This window comes from Pseudomonas sp. GNP012, from assembly GCF_054343835.1.
On record NZ_JBTGUU010000001.1, the window covers coordinates 4,245,216 to 4,260,515 of the forward strand.

Below are 15,300 nucleotides of genomic sequence, written 5' to 3' on the forward strand. Positions count from 1 at the left end.
TCTTCTGCAGCCCTTGTCTCTTCAGGCGGTTCACCATGCTATCGTGCCCGCCCGACTTTCTACCTGTTTGTGCCAGCATGCTGCCGATTTCCCGTAACGTGCGTTTGTCGCTGTACATCCTGTTGATCATCGCCGGCGCCGCCATCGCCGCGACCCTGGCCATGCGCCACGCCGTGCGCCAGTCAATGGTCGAAGACGCCGCCCGAGCCAATCAGCAACTGGCGCTCTATGCCACGTCCCTGCATACCCTGATCGAACGTTACCGCGCCCTGCCCGCCGTGCTGGCGCTGGACCCGGAGTTGCGCTCGGCACTCAAGGGGACGGTGAGCCCCGGGCAGCAGGATGCGTTGAACCGCAAACTGGAAAAGATCAACGGCGCCGCCGAGTCCTCGACCCTGGAATTGCTCGATCGCACCGGTCTGGCCGTGGCGGCGAGCAACTGGCGTTTGCCTAGCAGTTATGTCGGCCATAACTACGGTTTCCGTCCCTATTTCAACCAGACCCGCACCCAGGGCACCGGGCGTTTTTACGCGGTAGGCGTGACCAGCGGGATTCCCGGCTACTTCCTCTCCAGCGCGGTCAGCGATGACGACGGGCAGTTCCTCGGCGCCATGGTGGTGAAACTGGAATTTCCCGAACTGGAACGCGAGTGGCGCCAGGGCAGCGACACGCTGTTGGTCAGCGACGCGCGCGGGATCATCTTCATCGCCAACCAGCCGGGCTGGCGCTATCGCCTGCTCAAGCCGCTCGGCGACAGCGATCACGCCGAACTCAAGGCCACCCGCCAATACGACAAGCAGCCCCTGACGCCGCTGGCGTTTCAATCATTGCGGCGCTTCGACGACAACAGTGACCTCGTCCGGGTCAATGGCCCGGACGGCAAGGCGGACTACCTGTGGGAGTCCCTGCCGCTGACTGCCGAGGGCTGGACCCTGCATCTGCTGCGGCGCCCGCAAGTCGCCTTCGAAGACAGCCGCAATGCTGCCCTCGCTGCGGCCGGCTTGTGGTTGACCCTGGTGTTTCTGCTGCTGTTTCTCAATCAGCGCTGGCGCATGGCCAAGCTGCGCCAGCGCAGCCGAGAAGAACTCGAACAACTGGTGCAAGAGCGTACCCGCGACCTGCGCACCGCCCAGGAGGGCCTGGTGCAGTCGGCCAAACTCGCGGCGCTGGGGCAGATGTCCGCCGCCCTGGCCCACGAGATCAACCAGCCGCTCACCGCCCAGCGCATGCAGTTGGCGACCTTGCGCCTGCTGCTCGACCACGGCCGGGTCGACGACGCCTACAAGGCGCTCAAACCGGTGGATGAAATGCTCACGCGCATGGCCGCCCTCACCGGCCACCTGAAAACCTTCGCCCGCAAAAGCCCCAGCGGTTTGCGCGAACGCCTGGACCTGGCGACGGTGGTGGACCAGTCGTTGCAACTGCTCGACACCCGGCTGCGCGACGAACAGGTCAGCACCGTGTTGCACCTGACCCGTCCGGCCTGGGTGCGCGGCGATGCGATTCGCCTGGAACAGGTGCTGATCAACCTGCTGCGCAACGCCCTCGATGCGATGCAGGACAAACCCTGCAAACGCCTGGAAATCCGCCTCGAAGCCGACGAACAATTGTGGCGCCTGAGCGTGATCGACAACGGTGGCGGTATCGCCGAAGAGAACCTGTCCAAGGTGTTCGATCCATTCTTCACCACCAAACCGGTGGGCGATGGCCTGGGCATCGGTTTGGCCGTATCGTTCGCCATCGTCCACGAATCCGGCGGGCGCCTGACTGCCGACAATCATGACAAAGGTGCCGTGTTTACCCTGACCTTGCCCATCGACCAGGAGGTGCATGAACCATGCTGAACTCAGTGATGGTGGTGGACGACGAAAGCAGCATCCGCAGTGCCGTCGAGCAATGGTTGAGCCTGTCGGGTTTCGAGGTGCAGCTGTTCAGCCGCGCCGACGAGTGTCTGGCGCAGCTACCGAAGCATTTTGCCGGGGTGATTCTCAGCGATGTGCGCATGCCCGGCATGACTGGCCTGGAACTGCTGGCCGAGGTGCAACGCCGGGATGCCGATTTGCCGGTGATCCTGTTGACCGGCCACGGCGACGTACCGATGGCCGTCGAGGCCATGCGCGACGGCGCCTACGATTTCCTCGAAAAGCCCTTCAGCCCGGAAACCCTGCTCGGCAGCCTGCGCCGCGCCCTCGACAAGCGCCGGCTGGTGCTGGAAAACCGCGCACTGCACGAGCAGGCAGACAACCGCGCCAAACTCGATGCCACGCTGCTCGGCGTGTCCCGTGGCTTGCAGACCCTGCGTCGGCAGGTGCTGGACCTGGCAGCCCTGCCGGTGAACGTGCTGATTCGCGGGGAAACCGGTAGCGGCAAGGAGCTGGTCGCACGCTGCCTGCATGACTTCGGGTCGCGAGCCGACAAGCCCTTTGTCGCACTCAATTGCGCGGCCATCCCGGAGCAACTGTTCGAGGCTGAACTGTTCGGTCACGAGAGCGGTGCGTTCACCGGGGCGTCTGGCAAGCGCATCGGCAAACTCGAATACGCCGACGGTGGCACGCTGTTTCTCGATGAAATCGAAAGCATGCCGCTGGCCCAGCAGGTGAAATTGCTGCGGGTGTTGCAAGAGCAGAAGCTTGAGCGACTGGGTTCGAACCAGAGCATTCGCGTGGATTTGCGCATCATTGCCGCGACCAAACCGGACCTGCTCGACGAAGCGCGGGCCGGACGTTTTCGCGAAGACCTGGCCTATCGCTTGAACGTCGCAGAACTACGACTGCCGCCCTTGCGCGAACGCCGTGAAGACATCCCGCTGCTGTTCGAATCCTTCGCCCAAAACGCCGCCGAACGGCTGGGACGTAAATTTCCACCGTTGAGCGGTGCGCAGTTGAGTCACCTGCTGAGCCACGACTGGCCAGGCAATGTGCGCGAACTGGCGAACGTCGCCGAGCGTCAGGTACTGGGGCTCGGTGAGCCGGAGCCCTTGGGCATCGAGCCCGGCCAGTCACTGGCGGCGCAGCAGGAAGCCTTTGAAGCACAGTGCCTGCGCGCGGCGTTGACCCGGCACAAGGGTGATGTCAAGGCGGTGCTCGAAGAACTGCAACTGCCGCGGCGGACCTTCAATGAAAAGATGCAGCGGCATGGGTTGAGCAGAGAGATGTTCCTGCAAGAGACCTGAGTTTGCAGTGTCTGTCCTGGCCCCATCGCGAGCAAGCTCGCTCCCACAGTGGATCTGTGTACGCCGAACATTGTGGGAGCGGGCTTGCTCGCGAAGAGGCCGGCAAAGGCAGTACAAACACACCGCCAGATGAGCAACTTTCCGCTCACCACCACCCACAGACAAGCGGATTTCCGCTCATCAAAACACCACCACCCCTCTAAACCGGCCCTCTCCCCCTTGGCACAGCTCCTGCTATAGCCCCTGCAGGCTGCGTTTAAACGCGCTCCACAAAAACAATTAAACGAAGGATCCTTCAATGGATAACTCCAACTCCCTGCCGCTTGGGTCGGCTGCCGTGCCGGCCAAAGAAAGAACCACGTCCAGCCGCATCAAATCGATCTTCAGCGGTTCCGTCGGCAACATGGTCGAGTGGTACGACTGGTACGTCTACGCCGCCTTCTCCCTGTACTTCGCCAAGACCTTCTTCCCCAAGGGTGACACCACCGCCCAGTTGCTCAACACCGCCGCGATCTTCGCCGTGGGCTTCCTGATGCGTCCGATCGGTGGCTGGCTGATGGGGCTGTATGCCGACAAGGTCGGGCGCAAAAAGGCCCTGATGGCCTCGGTGTACCTGATGTGCTTCGGTTCGCTGCTGATCGCCCTGAGCCCGAGTTATGAAGTCATCGGCATCGGTGCGCCGATCCTGCTGGTGTTCGCGCGCTTGCTGCAAGGCCTGTCGGTGGGTGGCGAATACGGCACCTCCGCCACTTACCTCAGCGAAATGGCCACCAAGGAACGTCGCGGCTTCTACTCCAGCTTCCAGTACGTGACCCTGATCTCCGGCCAGCTCATCGCCCTGGCGGTGTTGATCGTGCTGCAACAACTGCTGACCACCGAAGAGCTCTACGCCTGGGGCTGGCGCATCCCGTTCGCCATCGGCGCGCTGTGTGCCGTGGTGGCGTTGTACCTGCGTCGCGGCATGGAAGAGACCGAGTCCTTCACCAAGAAAGAAAAAGCCAAGGAAAGCGCGATGCGCACCTTGATGCGTCACCCCAAGGAACTGATGACCGTGGTCGGCCTGACCATGGGCGGTACCCTGGCGTTCTACACCTACACCACCTACATGCAGAAATACCTGGTGAACACCGTCGGCATGAGCATTTCCGACTCCACCACCATTTCCGCCGCCACGCTGTTCCTGTTCATGTGCCTGCAACCGATCGTCGGCGGGCTGTCGGATAAAATCGGTCGCCGGCCGATCCTGATTGCCTTCGGCATTCTGGGCACCCTGTTCACCGTGCCGATCCTCACCACCCTGCACACCATCACGACCTGGTGGGGCGCGTTCTTCCTGATCATGGCGGCGCTGATCATCGTCAGCGGCTACACCTCGATCAACGCCGTGGTAAAAGCCGAACTGTTCCCGACCGAAATCCGCGCCCTGGGCGTAGGCCTGCCGTATGCACTGACCGTTTCGATCTTCGGCGGCACCGCTGAATACATCGCACTGTGGTTCAAGAGCATCGGCATGGAGACGGGCTACTACTGGTACGTGACCGCCTGTATTGCCGTGTCGTTGCTGGTGTACATCACCATGAAAGACACCCGCAAACATTCGCGGATCGTCACTGACTGACAGACGTCAGGCAGTTACCGCAAGGGTGACTGCCAAGCCCCCTTCGCGAGCAGGCTCGCTCCCACAGGTTGACCGCGTACCCTCGGAGGAATGCGGTCCAATGTGGGAGCGAGCTTGCTCCTACAGGGGGAAGGTCGGACTGGAAATCCGCGGCGCGTGCTTGCACCATGCACGTCTCCCCGCAAGCTCTGGAAACTCTCCCCAATGCCCGACGACATCCACTTCTACGAACCCGCCAACGGTCACGGCCTGCCCCACGATCCGTTCAACGCCATCGTCGGCCCGCGTCCCATCGGCTGGATCTCTTCACAGGATGCCGAAGGCCGCTTGAACCTGGCGCCCTATAGCTTCTTCAACGCCTTCAACTACATTCCGCCGATCATTGGTTTTTCCAGCGTCGGACGCAAAGACAGCCTGAACAACATCGAACAGACCGGCGAGTTCGCCTGGAACCTGGCCACACGGCCGCTGGCCGAGCAGATGAACCAGAGCTGCGCGATGGTCGGGCCTGAGGTCAACGAGTTCGAACTGGCCGGCCTGACGACCGTTGCCTCGAAAGTCATTCAGGTGCCACGGGTGGCCGAAAGTCCGGTGTCCTTCGAGTGCAAGGTCACGCAGATCATTCAGTTGCAGCGAGCGGACGGCAATGTGGTGCCGAGCTGGCTGATCCTCGGCGAAGTGGTCGCCGTGCATATCGCCAAATGGCTGTTGAAGGATGGGGTATACGACACCGCCGCGGCAGAACCGATTCTGCGCGGCGGCGGGCCGGCGGATTATTTCCAGCTGGGGCCTGAGGCGTTGTTCAAGATGTACCGCCCGGGGGCGGTGAAGTGATCACCAGAGCAGGTCGGCGTCTTCTTTGACGTCCTTGAGGTGGGTCAGCTCTTTGGCCGCTGCCAGGTCGGCGTCATGGGCGGTCTTGAAGATCTGGCCTTCCAGCACTTTGTGAAAACGCGGAACGCCGGAACCACCCAGCGCCTTGACGGCGATAGCGGCGTGGTACCCCCCCTCGCCCGGTACTACAGCGGAAACAGCTTCGAAGTGATCAAAGGCTTTACGTGCCATGTCGCGCATCCTGGCTGATTGAGAATGCCGTCATTAAACCCTCAACCGGCCAGTTTGTGTACCTCCAGTGCGGACTGTCCCAGGGCCTGCGCCGCCGAGACATCCTTGAAGGTGTGGAAATCCAGACTGTTGACCACCAGTTCCTGCACCAGCTCGGCAAAAATCTCCATCGCCGGCGTGTTGAAGTAGGCGGTCATGGCCTGTTGATCACTCCAGAAACCGGACACCAGCCACAGTTCCGGATCGCACTGTGAATGCTGCAAGGCAAAGCTCAGGCAGCCTGGCGCTGCGCGGGACGGTTCGATCAGGGCGCTGAGGCGCACTCCGAGTTCCGCCGAGCGCCCGGCGCGCGCTCGAACGAAGGCCATATGACTGACGGGGATTTGCGTGGACATGTTCAACCCTCCCGGGGAGTCGCGTGGCAGCCGGGGGACGGGCTGCGACAGGATCAAAGGTTAAGGGGCTCTGCCCGGGTGCCGTTAGTCGATTCCTGCCGGTGCATTGCACGATCCTGCGAAACTTCACTGAGTAGCTGTAAAACCCTGTCACAGGTTTGCCCTGTAGGAGCTGCCGAAGGCTGCGATCTTTTGATCTTGTTTTTAAGATCAAAAGATCGCAGCCTTCGGCAGCTCCTACTGGGGTTGGTGGGTGGCAGGCACTGCCTGTCATGCGCCGGCATAGAAGTCCCCCCATGCAGAATCAGGCAAGCATCCGGCAGGATGTGTCTACCGCTGCCACTTGCACAAACTTATGCTCTGCTCCATTCCCTCCATGCCTGCCGAGGATGCCGCGCATGACGTCGCTCGATCACTTTCAAGCCCCGCTGGACACCGACATGGAAAAGCAGCGCGCGGAACTGGCGGCGATCATCCGCCGCAACACCGCCGAAGATGGCAGTTATGCCACGGCCATCGGCTCGCTGTTCATGTCCCGCCACAGCCAGTCCCATGAGTTTGCCCCGGTGCTCGCGCAACCGGCACTGTGCATCATGGCCCAGGGGCGCAAGGAAGTTCAGTTGGCCAACGAATACTTCAACTACGACCCGTTGAACTACCTGGTGGTCTCGGTCTCGATGCCGCTCAGTGGACGGGTGGTGGATGTCTCGGCCGAGGAGCCGATCCTGGCCCTGCGCCTGGACATCGATCCGGCGGAAATCACCGCGCTGATCGCCGACGCCGGCCCCCTCGGCGTGCCCACCCGGCCGACCGGGCGCGGGCTGTATGTCGAGCGGCTCGACACGGCCATGCTGGATGCCGTACTGCGCCTGGCAAGGCTACTGGACACGCCGAAAGACATCGCCATGCTCGCGCCGCTGATTCGCCGGGAGATCCTCTATCGACTGCTGCGCAGCAAACAGGGACATCGGCTGTACGAAATCGCCATCGCCAACAGTCAGAGCCATCGCGTCAGCCAGGCGATCAAATGGCTCAATGGCAACTTTGAACAGCCGTTGCGCATCGATGATCTGGCGAAGGAAGTGAACCTGAGCGTATCGACCCTGCATCACCGCTTCAAGGCGATGACGGCGATGAGTCCGTTGCAGTATCAGAAGCAGTTGCGCCTGCAGGAAGCGCGGCGGTTGATGCTGGCCGAAGGGCTGGAGGCTTCGGCGGCGGGGTATCGCGTCGGGTATGAAAGTCCTTCGCAGTTCAGCCGGGAATACAGCCGGTTGTTCGGCGCGCCGCCGTTAAGGGATCTGGCGCGGTTGCGGTTGAGCGTCTGATCCGGAGTTTTCGGTGCGACTACCGACGCCTTCGCGGGCAAGCCCGCTCCCACAGGGATCGTCGGTGTTCACACAATTTGGTGAACACTAAAAATCTCCTGTGGGAGCGGGCTTGCCCGCGAAGAGGCCAGCTCAGGCACTACAAGTTCTGGATCAGGCCCCCAGTACCCGGCAAGCCTCCGCCGGCAAGGTCACCGACACCGGATGACCGACGCTCAGGCCAAAGCCCTGGCACGGCGTGCTCAGCGCGGTAAACGACACCCCGGAACACTCAACCGTGGTCTCGATGGTCGCGCCGATATCGCGCACGAAGGTCACCTTGCCCAGCAAGCGGTTGCCCGCCGTCGCCTGCGGCGCCGACAGTTGCAGGTCTTCCGGACGAATCAGCATCTTCACCTTTTCCCCTGCCGCAATGCTCTTGCAGATCGGCACTTGCAGCGCATCGCCACCCGGCAGGCTGACCTTGCCGTCGCCCAGCGCCGTGGCCGGGAAGATGTTGCCCGAACCGATGAAGTCCGCGACGAACTCGTTGGCCGGGTGCCGGTAGATTTCAATCGGCGTACCCACTTGCTGCACCCGGTGTTCACCCAGCACGACCACGATATCGGCCATGGTCATGGCTTCACGCTGGTCGTGGGTCACCATGATGGTGGTGATGTTCAGGCGCTGTTGCAGTTGACGGATTTCCACCTGCATCGACTCGCGCAGCTTGGCGTCCAGCGCCGACAACGGTTCGTCGAGCAGGAGGATTTTCGGGTGATTGGCAATCGCCCGGGCAATCGCCACGCGCTGGCGCTGTCCGCCGGAGAGCTTGGCCACCGGACGATCAATCATTTGCTGCAACTGGATCAGCTCCAGCAACTCCACCACCCGCGCCTGCTGGTCAGCCTTGCTGACCCCGCGCAGTTTCAGCGGATAGGCGATGTTCTCGCCCACGGTCATGTGCGGGAACAGTGCCAGGGACTGGAACACCATGCCGAAGTTGCGCAGGTGCGCCGGGGTGTGGCCGATGTCTTCACCGTCCAGGCGGATCTCGCCGCCGGTCAGGGTTTCAAGGCCGGCAATCATGCGCAGCAGCGTGGTTTTGCCACAGCCCGAAGGGCCGAGGAAACACACCAGTTTGCCCTCGGGCAAATGCAGGTTCACATCGGTTACCGCGCAGGCCGAGCCGTAATGTTTCTCGACGTTTTCCAGAATCAGACCAGACATTTGAAGTACCTCAAGAAATCAGAACGAAACGCCACCTTCACCAACCAGCTTCTCCAGCGCCCAGATCAGGACGAAGTCGATCAGCACGATCAGCACGGCAAACGAAAATACGGTCGGGTCGAGCGAAGACACGGTGCGGCTGTACATCCAGATCGGCACGGTCATCACATCGATGGTGTAGAGGAAGTAAGTCACGGTGAATTCGTTGAACGAGACGATGAACGCCAGCAGCATGCCCGCCAGGATCCCCGACTTCATTAACGGCACCACCACATCGACAATCGCCCGCAGCGGTGAAGCACCGAGCATCTGCGCGGCCTCCTCGACTTCGCTGCCGATGGAAAGCATCGCCGCCGTGCAGTTCTTCACCACGAACGGCAGTGCCAGGATCACGTGGGCAATCACCAGGCGCGAGGTGGTCATGTGGAACGGCAAGCTGTCGAACACCAGCAGCAATGCCAGCCCCAACACCACCATCGGGAACACCAGCGGCAACGACATCAGTTGCAGGGCCACGGCCTTGCCGCGGAACTCGCAACGGGTCAGCGCGTAGGCCGCAGGCACTGCGATGATCGTGGCGAAAATCATGGTCAGGCACGACACCAGCAGGCTGGTGCTCATGGCCTGGCCGAGGCTCAGCACATCGCTGGCGTCCGGCGACACGAAGGTGTGCCAGGCGGCCTTGTACCATTGCAGGCTGTAGCTGCTCGGCGGGAAGTCGAGGTTCGACGCGCCGCTGAACGACATCACGATCATGGTCAGGATCGGCAGCACCGCCAGCAGCAGGATGAAGCCCGAGAGGATGCCGGCGAACTTGCCGGTCTCGCCGGGCAACAGCCCATAACGTTTCTTGGTCAGGGTGCTCATTGGGAAGCCTCCAGCATGCGCCGACGACGGCCAGTGATGTATTCGGACAAGGTCATGATCGCGAGGGTGGTGACGATCAGCACCACGCCGGCGGCGGACGCGGCGGGCCAGTTCATCAACGGGGCAATCTGGTCATGCACCATCACCGCCAGCATCGGCACGCGCCGGCCACCGAGCAGCAAGGGCACCACGAAACTGCTGGCGTTGTAGGCGAACACCAGGGTCGCACCGGTAATGATCCCCGGCAGGCTCATCGGCAACACCACCTGGCGAAACACCTGGAAGCGACTGGCGCCGAGGGTGGCAGCGGCTTCTTCGTAGCTGCGGGCGACGCCGCGCATGGCGCTGGCGATCGGCAACACGGCCAGCGGGAAGGCGGTTTGCACCAGGCCCATCAACACGCCGTTCTGGTTATACAACAGCATGATCGGGCGCTTGATCAGGTCCAGGCCCATCAAGGCCTGGTTAAGCATGCCGCCTGGACCGAGGATCACCAGCCAGCCGTAGCTTTGCAGCAGCAGGTTGACCAGCAACGGCAGCAACACCGCCGCCAGGAAGATCCGTCGCACGAACGGCGAGGTCAGGCGCGACATGGTGTAGGCCACCGGGATCGCCAGGATCACTGCGATCACCGCGCTGATCAGCGCCAGGCGCAGGGTCAGCATCAGGGATTTGAGGTAATAGGGTTCCAGCAACTGGGCGTAGCTGGCCAGGCTGAACCCGGACCATTCCGCGCCTTTGGTGCCCACGCTCATGCGCAGTACCAAGAGGCTGGCGGCAATCAGTACGCCAAGAAACAGCATCGACGGCGAGAGGAAAAGCCAGGCGCGCGTCGTTGGCGAAACACCCCGAGCGGCGCGCACGGGAGCGGCACTCACCGGATGGGTCAGAGGTTGGTGTTCCATAGCAAAGGGTCTCGTCAATGGAAAGCGGCTGACAGACACAAGACTTCCAGACGCATCAGCCCCTTGTGGGAGCGAGCCTGCTCGCGAAAGCGGTGTGTCAGTCACATCAATACTGAATGTGTTGACGCATTCGCGAGCAGGCTCGCTCCCACAGGGGATCTTCAGTGTTTGAAGATCCTGTGTACGTCACACGATCAGGAAGAAAAGATTTCCGTGTAACGACGAATCCATTGGTCATGCACGGTCGCCAGGAAGGCGTTGTCGTGCATGATCGCCTTCTCGGCAATCTGCTCCGGCGTGAGGATGTACGGGCTCTTGCGCGCTTCGGCGGAGATGATCGCCTTGGCGTTGACCGGGCCGTTGTAGATGTCTTCAGCCATCTTGCCCTGCACCACTGGGTCCAGGGAGTGGTTGATGAAGGCATAGGCCATGTCGGTATCGCCCGGACGGTTCTTCGGCATCACCGAGAGCATCAGGTCGGTGTAGAAACCTTCCTTCATGCCAAAGGTCGCGCCCAGACCGTAGTTCGGATCGCGGATCTGTTTCGGGAAGAACGCCGGTGCGTACAGGCCGCCCATGTCCAGGGAACCGGTGCGGAACAGTTCGGCGATCTGGTTCGGGTTTTCACCCAGGGTCACCACACGATCTTTCAGCTCGGCGAGTTTCTTGAAGCCAGGTTCAATGTTGTGCTCGTCACCACCGGCCAGTTTGGCGGCGATGATGATCAGGTCCATGGCCTCGGTCCAGTTCGGCGGTGGCAGGAAGATGTTCGGCGCCGCGTCGGCATCCCACAGGGAGGCGTAGCTGGTCGGGGCTTCTTTCTGGGTGCGGGTGCTGTAGACCAGACTGTTGCACCACAGCAGGTAACCGATACCGTGGCCATTGGCGCCGGTGCGGTATTTCTCCGGTACATCGACCAGGTTGGGAATGCGGTTGAGGTCGGGTTTTTCCAGCAGGTTGGCGGCGGCCAGACCTTCGGCGCCAACGCCTGCCAGGGTGATGATGTCGTACTGCGGACGATCACCGCCGGCCTTGAGTTTGGCGACCATTTCCGAGGTACTGCCGGTGCGGTCAGCGATGACCTTGCAGCCGTACTTGTCTTCGAACGTCGCAGCGATGTTGCGCAGTGCAGCCAGGCCGGTGTCATCGGACCAGGTCAGCAAACGCAGGGTCTTGCCGGCAAAGCGTGTGTCGCTGGCATTGGCCTTGATGAACGGCATGCTCATGGCTGCCGCTGCAACCGAGGCTACGCCCACGGTCTTGATGAATTGACGTCTGTTCAGATCATGCTCGCCCATTACGGACTCCCTTTGTTTTTGTAGGTATAAGGCAGGTCGAAACTGTTGCATCCGCGCGACTGGGTAGCGTTAACCCCTCTGTTTTCGGGGGTTTGGCTGAACCAGCGAGTTCATCCTGAGGTCGCGTAAAACACCTGACTATCGATAAAAATTCATTGAAGCCATGACGCCAGCGCATGCCTACTTTCGGGGCACGCGGATGGCTTTTCTGTAGGAGCGAGCCTGCTCGCGATGGACGCAAGGGCACCGCGCTCATTCAGGTACCCCGCGTTATCGTTGACGTCCATCGCGAGCAGGCTCGCTCCTACAGTGATCGGTGTCAGACGGCCCGGATCACGTGTTTGATTTCCTGGAAAGCCTGCAAGCCCCACGGCCCCAATTCACGGCCTATGCTGCTCTGCTTGTAGCCGCCCCAGGCGGTCTGCGGGAAGATCACCTGCGGAGCATTGATCCATACAAGCCCCGCCTGCAAAGCGTTGGCGACGCGGTCGGCGGTCTCGGCATTGCGCGTGACCACACTGGCGACCAGGCCGAACTGGCTGTCGTTGGCCAGGGCAATCGCTTCGGCTTCAGAGGCAAAACTGCGCACGCAGATCACCGGGCCGAAAATCTCTTCACACCACAGTGCACTGCCCTGGGGCACGTCGGTGAAAACCGTCGGCTGCAAAAAATATCCGCGTGGCAGGTCCGCCGGGCGATTGCCACCGCAAACCAGTTTGGCACCGGCGCTCAAACCACGATCGATGTGGCCCAGGACACGCTGGTATTGCGCCTGATTGACCAGCGCGCCCATTTCCACGTTCGGGTCGAACGGGTCGGCCACGCGAATCGCTTCGGCACGGGCCTTCACTCGGCTGAGGAATTCATCGGCCAGTTCATCGGCCACCAGCACGCGACTGGTGGCGGAGCACATCTGCCCGGCGTTGAAGAAACCACCGCCGCAAGCCACTTCCACCGCCAGGTCGAGATCGGCATCGGCCAGCACCAGCAGCGATGATTTGCCTCCCAGTTCCAGGCTCACGCCTTTGACGGTTTCCGCCGCCCGCTGCATGACCTGCACGCCAACGGCGTTGCTGCCAGTGAAGGAAATTTTCGCGATACGCGGATCCGCCGACAATGGCGCGCCAACAGCCAGGCCAGTGCCACACACCAGGTTGAACACGCCCGCCGGCAAGCCGGCTTGGGCGATGATCGTTGCCAGTTCCAGCTCTGGCAGCGGCGTGACTTCCGAAGGCTTGAGCACCACGCAGCAACCGGCGGCCAGGGCCGGGGCGAGTTTCCAGGCGGTGGTCACCATCGGGAAATTCCACGGCACGATCAGGCCGACTACACCGCAAGGTTCGCGGCGCAGGCGAGCGCTGAAATCGTCGCTCGGCAGTTCGATGGCGCTGTCCTGTTTCGCGTCCAGCCCTTCGGCCAGACCGGCGTAATACTCGAACGTGGCGATCACGTCATCGACGTCGATGGCGGCTTCGAATTGCGGCTTGCCGTTGTTGCTCGACTGCAAGTGCATCAGTTTTTCACGGTTGGCCTGCACTCCCGCGGCGATTTTGCGCAGGATGGCAGCGCGTTCGGCACCGGTAGTTTTCGACCAGCCGGCGAACGCCCGGGTCGCCGCGCTCACCGCTTGATCAACCGCACGCTCATCGCCGCCATTGACCGTGGTCAACAGGGCTTCGGTCGCCGGATTGATAACGCGCAGGTGTTCATTGCCGGCCGACCATTGGCCGTTGATGTACAGGCCATCCAGGGTAGTCGGGAAAGTCATTTCGACACCGCCTTCATCCACTCGGCCTGGTCGATTTCAATCAGGGTCGGGCCCTGGCGATCGTGGGCCACACGCAATGCGCCGCGCAATTGCTCGACACTGCTGACGGCTTCGGCCGCGCAGCCCAAGGCCTTGGCCACCCCAATGAAGTCCGGTGTGTAGATGTCCACACCGACCGGCTCGATGGCACGGTTGACCATGTATTTCTTGATCTCTTCGTAGCCCTGGTTATTCCACAGCAGCACGATGACCGGAGTGCGCGCTTCAACGGCGCTGGCCAGTTCCGGCAGGGTGAACTGCAGGCCGCCGTCACCGATCAGGCACACCACGGGCGGGCGAGCACCGTCTTTAGCGCTGCCGCCGAGCCAGGCGCCAATCGCCGCCGGCAAGGCGTAACCGAGGGTGCCGTAACCGGTGGACGAGTTGAACCAGCGACGTGGACGCTCCGGGTTGAACGTCAGGTTGCCGGTGTATACCGGTTGGGTCGAATCACCGACGAACACCGCGTCCGGCAGTTCATACAGGACGGTTTCAAGGAAACGGGTCTGGGCCAGGGTCGGTGCATCCCAGGTGGTGGCCAGGTCTTCACGCAGACGAGCGGCCCGTACCTGGCCCCAATCGTTGCGGCGTTCGGCCAGGGACTTGTGCGACAAGGCGCTGAGCAAGGCCTGGGCAGCGTTGCGCGAGTCGGCCACCAGCGCCACGTGCGGCGGGTAGTTGCGCACGGTCTGGTCCGGGTCGATGTCCACGCGCAGCAACTTGCCAGGAATCTCGAAGCCACCGGCGAAGGTCACGTCGTAGTCGGTCTCGGCCAGTTCGGTGCCGATGGCCAGGACCACGTCGGCCTCGGCGACCAGCGCACGGGTGGCGACCAGGCTCTGGGTCGAACCGATCAGCAACGGGTGGCCGGAGGCGAGCATGCCCTTGGCATTGATGGTCAGGGCGACCGGCGCGTCCAGCAGCTCGGCCAGCGCAGTCAGCTCGGCGGCTGCGTCGATGGCACCGCCACCGGCGAGAATCAGCGGACGCTTGGCGTTGGCCAGCAATTCGGTCATGCGCGACACGGCACTCGGCGAAGCACCGGCGCGGTCGATGTTGACCGGCAGGCTGCTGAGCAGCTCGTCAGCGTCTTCGACCAACACATCCAATGGAATTTCAATGTGCACCGGACGCGGACGGCCCGCCTGGAACAGCGCAAAGGCGCGAGCCAGCACACCCGGCAATTCCGCCGCCGACATCAGGGTGTGGGAGAACGCCGCGACACCGGCACACAGTGCGCCCTGGTTCGGCAGTTCATGCAGCTTGCCGCGACCGCCGCCCAACTGGCTGCGCGATTGCACGCTGGAGATCACCAGCATCGGGATCGAATCGGCGTAGGCCTGGCCCATGGCGGTGGTGATGTTGGTCATGCCAGGGCCGGTGATGATGAAGCACACACCCGGTTTGCCGCTGGTGCGGGCGTAGCCGTCGGCCATGAAGCCGGCGCCCTGTTCATGGCGCGGCGTCACGTGGTTGATGCTCGAACGGGCCAGCCCGCGATACAGCTCCACGGTATGAACCCCCGGAATGCCGAACACCTGCTCGACTCCGTAGTTTTCGAGTAACTTGACCAATACTTCGCCGCACGTCGCCATGTCTTTGCCCTTTTTGTTCGTTTGAGACGCCGGGCATGCGC

General features: G+C 62.2%; 13 protein-coding genes. 5 read left to right on the forward strand and 8 right to left on the reverse strand.

Annotated elements, in window-relative coordinates:
* Positions 1–77 precede the first annotated feature (77 nt).
* From ACXX83_RS19110 to ACXX83_RS19125, 4 genes are all read left to right on the forward strand, one after another.
* Positions 78–1,844: a sensor histidine kinase gene (locus ACXX83_RS19110; RefSeq protein WP_458549350.1), complete on the forward strand. Its 1,767-nt coding sequence runs from the start codon at positions 78–80 to the stop codon at positions 1,842–1,844.
* On the forward strand, positions 1,838–3,172 hold the full coding sequence (gene mifR, locus ACXX83_RS19115) for a two-component system response regulator MifR (protein WP_458549351.1): 1,335 nt from the start codon (positions 1,838–1,840) through the stop codon (positions 3,170–3,172). Before ACXX83_RS19110 ends, mifR begins: the two co-directional genes overlap by 7 nt.
* A 298-nt stretch (positions 3,173–3,470) precedes the next feature.
* A complete protein-coding gene (locus tag ACXX83_RS19120) occupies positions 3,471–4,790 on the forward strand; it encodes an MFS transporter (protein WP_007978480.1) in 1,320 nt (439 codons plus the stop codon).
* A 204-nt stretch (positions 4,791–4,994) separates the two neighbouring features.
* Positions 4,995–5,624, forward strand: coding sequence for a flavin reductase family protein (locus tag ACXX83_RS19125; RefSeq protein ID WP_458373978.1), 630 nt, complete (start codon positions 4,995–4,997; stop codon positions 5,622–5,624).
* On the opposite strand, the gene ACXX83_RS19130 is transcribed toward ACXX83_RS19125, so the two are convergent.
* Together ACXX83_RS19130 and ACXX83_RS19135 are read right to left on the reverse strand one after the other, a co-directional pair.
* Entirely contained in the window at positions 5,625–5,855 is a 231-nt protein-coding gene (locus ACXX83_RS19130; RefSeq protein ID WP_458549352.1) for a hypothetical protein, read from the reverse strand.
* A 41-nt stretch (positions 5,856–5,896) separates the two neighbouring features.
* Positions 5,897–6,250, reverse strand: a complete 354-nt coding sequence (locus tag ACXX83_RS19135; RefSeq protein ID WP_458549353.1) for a putative quinol monooxygenase — start codon at positions 6,248–6,250, stop codon at positions 5,897–5,899.
* 398 nt (positions 6,251–6,648) lie between these two features.
* On the opposite strand from ACXX83_RS19135, the gene ACXX83_RS19140 reads away from it, so the two are divergent.
* Positions 6,649–7,578, forward strand: a complete 930-nt coding sequence (locus ACXX83_RS19140; protein ID WP_015096642.1) for an AraC family transcriptional regulator — start codon at positions 6,649–6,651, stop codon at positions 7,576–7,578.
* A 153-nt stretch (positions 7,579–7,731) separates the two neighbouring features.
* Here ACXX83_RS19140 and ACXX83_RS19145 read toward each other — a convergent pair whose 3' ends face one another.
* From ACXX83_RS19145 to ACXX83_RS19170, 6 genes are all read right to left on the reverse strand, one after another.
* Complete coding sequence (locus ACXX83_RS19145; protein ID WP_458549354.1) at positions 7,732–8,787, reverse strand: ABC transporter ATP-binding protein; 1,056 nt, start codon at positions 8,785–8,787, stop codon at positions 7,732–7,734.
* Positions 8,788–8,805: 18 nt separating this feature from the next.
* A complete protein-coding gene (locus tag ACXX83_RS19150; protein WP_007978496.1) occupies positions 8,806–9,654 on the reverse strand; it encodes an ABC transporter permease in 849 nt (282 codons plus the stop codon).
* Positions 9,651–10,559: an ABC transporter permease gene (locus tag ACXX83_RS19155; RefSeq protein ID WP_217836246.1), complete on the reverse strand. Its 909-nt coding sequence runs from the start codon at positions 10,557–10,559 to the stop codon at positions 9,651–9,653. The genes ACXX83_RS19150 and ACXX83_RS19155 overlap by 4 nt, the downstream gene beginning before the upstream one ends.
* Before the next feature lie 194 nt (positions 10,560–10,753).
* Entirely contained in the window at positions 10,754–11,857 is a 1,104-nt protein-coding gene (locus ACXX83_RS19160) for an extracellular solute-binding protein (RefSeq protein ID WP_458549355.1), read from the reverse strand.
* Between the two features lie 319 nt (positions 11,858–12,176).
* A complete protein-coding gene (locus ACXX83_RS19165; RefSeq protein WP_458549356.1) occupies positions 12,177–13,625 on the reverse strand; it encodes an aldehyde dehydrogenase family protein in 1,449 nt (482 codons plus the stop codon).
* Positions 13,622–15,259: a 5-guanidino-2-oxopentanoate decarboxylase gene (locus ACXX83_RS19170; protein WP_015096646.1), complete on the reverse strand. Its 1,638-nt coding sequence runs from the start codon at positions 15,257–15,259 to the stop codon at positions 13,622–13,624. Before ACXX83_RS19170 ends, ACXX83_RS19165 begins: the two co-directional genes overlap by 4 nt.
* Positions 15,260–15,300 lie beyond the last annotated feature (41 nt).

Coding starts and splice junctions, on each gene's coding strand:
- ACXX83_RS19130 (WP_458549352.1), bottom strand. CDS start 5,855: ATGGCACGTAAAGCCTTTGATCACTTCGAAGCTGTTTCCGCTGTAGTA.
- ACXX83_RS19120 (WP_007978480.1), top strand. CDS start 3,471: ATGGATAACTCCAACTCCCTGCCGCTTGGGTCGGCTGCCGTGCCGGCC.
- mifR (WP_458549351.1), top strand. CDS start 1,838: ATGCTGAACTCAGTGATGGTGGTGGACGACGAAAGCAGCATCCGCAGT.
- ACXX83_RS19140 (WP_015096642.1), top strand. CDS start 6,649: ATGACGTCGCTCGATCACTTTCAAGCCCCGCTGGACACCGACATGGAA.
- ACXX83_RS19150 (WP_007978496.1), bottom strand. CDS start 9,654: ATGAGCACCCTGACCAAGAAACGTTATGGGCTGTTGCCCGGCGAGACC.
- ACXX83_RS19155 (WP_217836246.1), bottom strand. CDS start 10,559: ATGGAACACCAACCTCTGACCCATCCGGTGAGTGCCGCTCCCGTGCGC.
- ACXX83_RS19160 (WP_458549355.1), bottom strand. CDS start 11,857: ATGGGCGAGCATGATCTGAACAGACGTCAATTCATCAAGACCGTGGGC.
- ACXX83_RS19135 (WP_458549353.1), bottom strand. CDS start 6,250: ATGTCCACGCAAATCCCCGTCAGTCATATGGCCTTCGTTCGAGCGCGC.
- ACXX83_RS19165 (WP_458549356.1), bottom strand. CDS start 13,625: ATGACTTTCCCGACTACCCTGGATGGCCTGTACATCAACGGCCAATGG.
- ACXX83_RS19170 (WP_015096646.1), bottom strand. CDS start 15,259: ATGGCGACGTGCGGCGAAGTATTGGTCAAGTTACTCGAAAACTACGGA.
- ACXX83_RS19110 (WP_458549350.1), top strand. CDS start 78: ATGCTGCCGATTTCCCGTAACGTGCGTTTGTCGCTGTACATCCTGTTG.
- ACXX83_RS19145 (WP_458549354.1), bottom strand. CDS start 8,787: ATGTCTGGTCTGATTCTGGAAAACGTCGAGAAACATTACGGCTCGGCC.
- ACXX83_RS19125 (WP_458373978.1), top strand. CDS start 4,995: ATGCCCGACGACATCCACTTCTACGAACCCGCCAACGGTCACGGCCTG.